Origin of the sequence: Anaerobiospirillum sp. NML120511 (assembly GCF_023050955.1) — a bacterium.
Lineage (GTDB): Bacteria > Pseudomonadota > Gammaproteobacteria > Enterobacterales > Succinivibrionaceae > Anaerobiospirillum.
Window position 1 is genome coordinate 1 of the sequence record NZ_JALKIK010000081.1, and the last position, 4600, is coordinate 4600.

The following is a 4600-nucleotide window of genomic DNA, read 5'->3' on the forward strand; positions in this document are numbered from 1 at the left end:
GTACGTACTAAATTTATGTGGGGTGTATATATTTCTGCAAAACCCTATAATTAAGCCATTCCTGATGACAGTAGACTTTCTGCTGAAAGAGCCTTCATTGCGATCTGATTGCGACACCATACTTCTACCGGTTTTTATTAAGGAAGTATGTTTCAGAGGGGCAAAAAGAGCTCAAAAACAGCAAATTATAAGTGCATGCACAAGAAAACAGTAAATTTAAGCGATAAAGCCCCTACCACATTCAAGTGGCTTTTTATACAATGGGCTGACTTTTTACTATAGATAAGCTTAGCGTTAGCTAAGATAATCGTATCGACCCATACCTATATATTAGGTGTGGGTTTTTTTTCGTCTTATCTCGCTTACCTATAGTGTTAGCTGGGGTCTGGCTCTTGCTCAAGGACTGAACGGTTAAGCATTGGTTCGCTCTCCCCAACAGGCTGTAATCCTTCAGTATGCTCTTGCACGGCACAAACACTGTAACGGCTTTCATGGCCGGGTCGCCCCGACTGTACGTTTTGAGTTGAGCGTGAGTCTGAGTTGCTTTCTGGACAGGCTGGCTTTGACTCATGGTCGGGGGCAGGGCAGGATTGCTTTCCTTTCTGGCTGTGGACTGGGCTGTGATCTGTGACTTCAGCGATTGCTTTATCTTGTTCCGTACTAACGGTTGAGGTGGATTCGGAGTCGGTCCGCACTTTGACTTCTGATGACTTTGAGAAACCATGCGAATCAGCAGAAAATAATCCGTTTCCCCTCATCTTCCGCTTATAAACATAAGGATTGAAGACATCAACATTGATATATTTGAGAATAAATGTTGACGGGTTAACAGGATCAGAAAGCTCACGTACAACTTTAATCATGAGGCCTGTTTCAGGATCCGGAACAATCTGAGTGCGTCTTCCTGGCATGAGCCACATCTCATCTCGTATATCAAAGTCTTCAAGCCCAGACAGTTCTCTGTAATCTGAATTAATCTGCTCAATCAGCTCCTCATCCTTGAAGATCTCCTGTCGAGCCTTAATGTACTCAAGCAGTACATACTCAATGAAGTGCTTAAGATCTACTCCAGCATAAATACAGTTCTGTTTAGCTGTAATGAGATTGGCAAAGGCCTGGCTGCCCCCCACTGTATTCATGTAGTGGAAGTGATTGTAGGAGACAACGAGACCTCTATGAGCTCTCTCAATAGCATTGGTGCTGAGCTCAACTTCTGGATTCTCCAAGAAGTTTTTCAGGTTATTCCTGTGGTTCATCCAGTAAACAACAGCATTTGAAAAATAGCTGCAATTGCACAACTCTTCTGACTGCCTGTAGCTTTTACCATCGCTGGTACGTACTGCAAGGCCGTGGACATCGGCAAGCTCTGTAATTATGCTGTCAGCCAGAAAGAATAAAATGCTTGAGGTATCCTGCCTCTGTTTGCTGAGCTTCTCCATAAACTCAGGGGCGCGGAACTTATTAACCTCATTGGCAGGAGTATCTGATATAAAGATTTTCTCCATTGAGAACAGCATACGAATCAGATGTACAAACATCAATATCAGTTTCTGAACTTCTGAAATGGTATTGTCATCAAAGGCCCGCTCAATAGCCATCAATATGCCTGTGTTTGTTTGTTCCTCGACTTCAAGAAGTGATTCATAAACAGCCATAAGACCACTGTCTTTCATGGCTCTTACGAATGCACGACGGGCGTGAGAGATGCATTGGCAGTGTGTTATTCCCAATGTCTTTGCAACCTTGCGGATGAACTTTTTGTAGCCAATGAATCCGTCAGTATGAAGTACGACTGCACTAAAACCAGCCGCATTCGCATTAAGCAGAGCAACGATATGCCGAAACTCTCTTGAGCCTGTATAGCATATGCATACATGACGCTCCTTAGAGGCTCTTCCATTCATAAGAGAAAAGTTGTATTTAACTCGGGCAGCGCCATCTTCAAGCAGTTTTGAAGTCACCTCATCCATCATGATCAGTTTAGAATCTCGAATGACTTTGAGGCTGGCATTAGAGCTGAGGGACATAATCATGCCTACAGCATTAATCAGGTTTACTACATGAGGTTGCGAGATATATGACTCGTTGCCCTGCTTTGAGTGTTGGTAAACAGCATTCTTGGAGGTGTTAAAGCCCACGAAGGAAGAAACAGCACTGCTTATAAGACCTACTGATACAGAGCTCTTGTACCATACAGTACTGAAGCTGCTGAAAAGCGTGTTTGCCATTAACTCTGCCCCTTGTCCTGACGCACCTGAAACCATGGTGCGAGCATGCCCGCTGAACAGAACTAATGGAGCTGAAGGCTGAACAACCGCTGATTCAAGCCTGCCATACTTGCAAATCTGTTTGTACTTTACCTTTAGAAGCTCATTGACAACTGACCCCAGGGCCTTTTTGTCATTATGATAGATTGCCTCATAAATGCGGTTGTAGAACTGCTCTCTGATCTGGACACTTTCTCTGCGCAGCTCCCGGACAGCCGTCAGACCAGCAAAGTTGTTTTCAACGAAATCTTTGCTGACATTTTGAGAGATTTCGCTTATTTTCTCATCAGATAAATCAAGCAGGCAGTCAAACTCAGGACCAGTTCTGCTTAACCTGAAAATGAATTTGCTTCCACTTATGTTGTTGGCGCTTAACGAGAGTCTTTCAGGATCAGAGGACTCATAATCGCAGTCTGGATTTACATAGCTGTACTCAGGAACCAGGACCAGTGACTTATGCTCAATACTGGATGCGTTTATTATCTTCACCCTGTGCAGTCCCTTTGAGTGAAGACTCTTGGGGGTGCCTGCTTCGTCAATGATTTGTACACCAGTACTGCTCAGCATAATGGCATATTCAATACCGTCGATTTTCTCGATGAGGTCGAAAGTCTTTTGCTCAGCAATTTCTCTGTGCATCTGCTCAGAATCATTGTTTAAGCTGTATACGTCACCATCAGGATCAGAGCCTGTCTTAAAATCAAAAATGTCTTTTTGAGGACTATTATTCAAGATGTCCAGAATAGTCATGCCCTGTCTGCGACATGATGTAACATGCTCATAATGATTTCCCACCTCCTTGTTTTCGAATGAAAAGACCGTATTGTCCTGTTTTGGAAGAGTGGCCTCATCTTCCTGATCATTTGTGTCGAGCTGACTGGCAGCATCAGCGTCAGCTATGGCGCGAGCACGGTTTTTTGCAGCCTCTCCTTTAGAAACAGCACCCAACCCCTCAGCTCTGCTTCTTCTTTCGGATTGATTTTTGAACCTGACAATGTCTTTAATTCTGACAAGCAACTCTTCTGGGGATGCCTTGCCTTTTAACATCAGTTTGATTAGTTTGGATATTTCTTTACCGATTAATTTTAAGAAGCTGTTGCTGCTGAAAAGGTCTTCATAGAAGTTGATTGTCTTGTTTAGCAGCTCAATCTTACTGTGTTTGGCAGCTAACTCGTTGTTGAGCTCGATTTTGTCTTGTTTGAGCTCATAAACCTGGTTTGCAAGTTCATGGTTCATCCTGACAACCTTAAGATGCTGCTCAATAGGTACCTGTACAGGGGCGTCATGACGTGAGCCAGGGGATGGGGTAATATCAGACAATTAAATGATCTCCAAAAATAAAGGGAATCATAATCGCTATGATTCCCTTAATTCATCTCATAATGCAACTAAAAACGCTGTCTGTTGAATCTTTTTATTGTTCCTTCCTGAAGAAGAGCCTCAAGCTCATGCCTTTTTATGCTTGTTGGCATCAGCTCATGTCGCAGCATATACTGAAAACGCCCTCGCCTTAGAACCCGGCTGGAACAGGTAATGCCTGAATCGTCAACAGTCAGGATTTTACATATACGCTGCTTCAAATTAAATGTAACAACTGTTATGGGCTCCACACCATCCCAAAACAGGCCTAAAGAGTTACTGAACAGCAGATTCATCATACCCGGGATGCCAAGCCTTGCATTTACAGGTTTGTTGATGATTATGATTCTGGTATGTTTAGGAAGAAGCATTGCCGCCTCCTATCAGAAATCTACAAATTGAAAGGATTGACTCCTCAGGTTCTTTGCTTGTCGTATAGGAGATTTCAAAGTCCAGATACTTCAGATTGATCCTGTTTGCCCCCATATCTGGAAGCTCATACTCCTCATGCTGGTCCTCGTCATCATCCACAACACATATGCCATCAGTGGCTCTGGTGAAAGACTCAGCCTGCATTATTGATAGCTGTCTAAATGCGTGTCCTGATATGCCACACTCCCTTGCCGCCTCGCTTTGAGATCTTCCAGCAAGGAGGAGTTCACCAATCTTGCTGCGCAGCCTGGCAAGAGCCTCTTTTTCCATGCTGCAGAAAGCGTCTTCGCCAAGGTTCTTTATTGCCAGACTGCATACATATGACGGTGCAACGCCATACATGAACCCGATTTGGAAAGAGCTGAGTCCGGAGTTGATTACTGCTCCCATGAGGATATCCTCTGTAACCCCTTGTCGTTTACAAGAAGCTACTGGTGTTTCATTTTTAACACCCATATAAGTCTCCTGCTTGTTAATAAACATGCAGAAATCTTAAAGAAATCAGGTCCAGCATCACACCCCACATAAATTTAGTACGTACG

General features: G+C 43.7%; 3 protein-coding genes. All 3 read right to left on the minus strand.

What is annotated here, in order from left to right:
- Positions 1 to 374: 374 nt before the first annotated feature.
- Positions 375 to 3503 carry an IS66 family transposase gene (locus MXE39_RS12590; protein WP_246977158.1) on the minus strand — a complete coding sequence of 1043 codons (3129 nt, stop codon included), beginning with the start codon at positions 3501 to 3503 and terminating at the stop codon, positions 375 to 377.
- 152 nt (positions 3504 to 3655) lie between these two features.
- The gene (gene tnpB, locus MXE39_RS12595) at positions 3656 to 3997 is read right to left on the minus strand and encodes an IS66 family insertion sequence element accessory protein TnpB (protein WP_246977157.1); all 342 of its coding nucleotides are present in this window, start codon (positions 3995 to 3997) and stop codon (positions 3656 to 3658) included.
- A complete protein-coding gene (locus MXE39_RS12600) occupies positions 3984 to 4514 on the minus strand; it encodes a hypothetical protein (RefSeq protein WP_246977156.1) in 531 nt (176 codons plus the stop codon). The genes tnpB and MXE39_RS12600 overlap by 14 nt, the downstream gene beginning before the upstream one ends.
- Positions 4515 to 4600 lie beyond the last annotated feature (86 nt).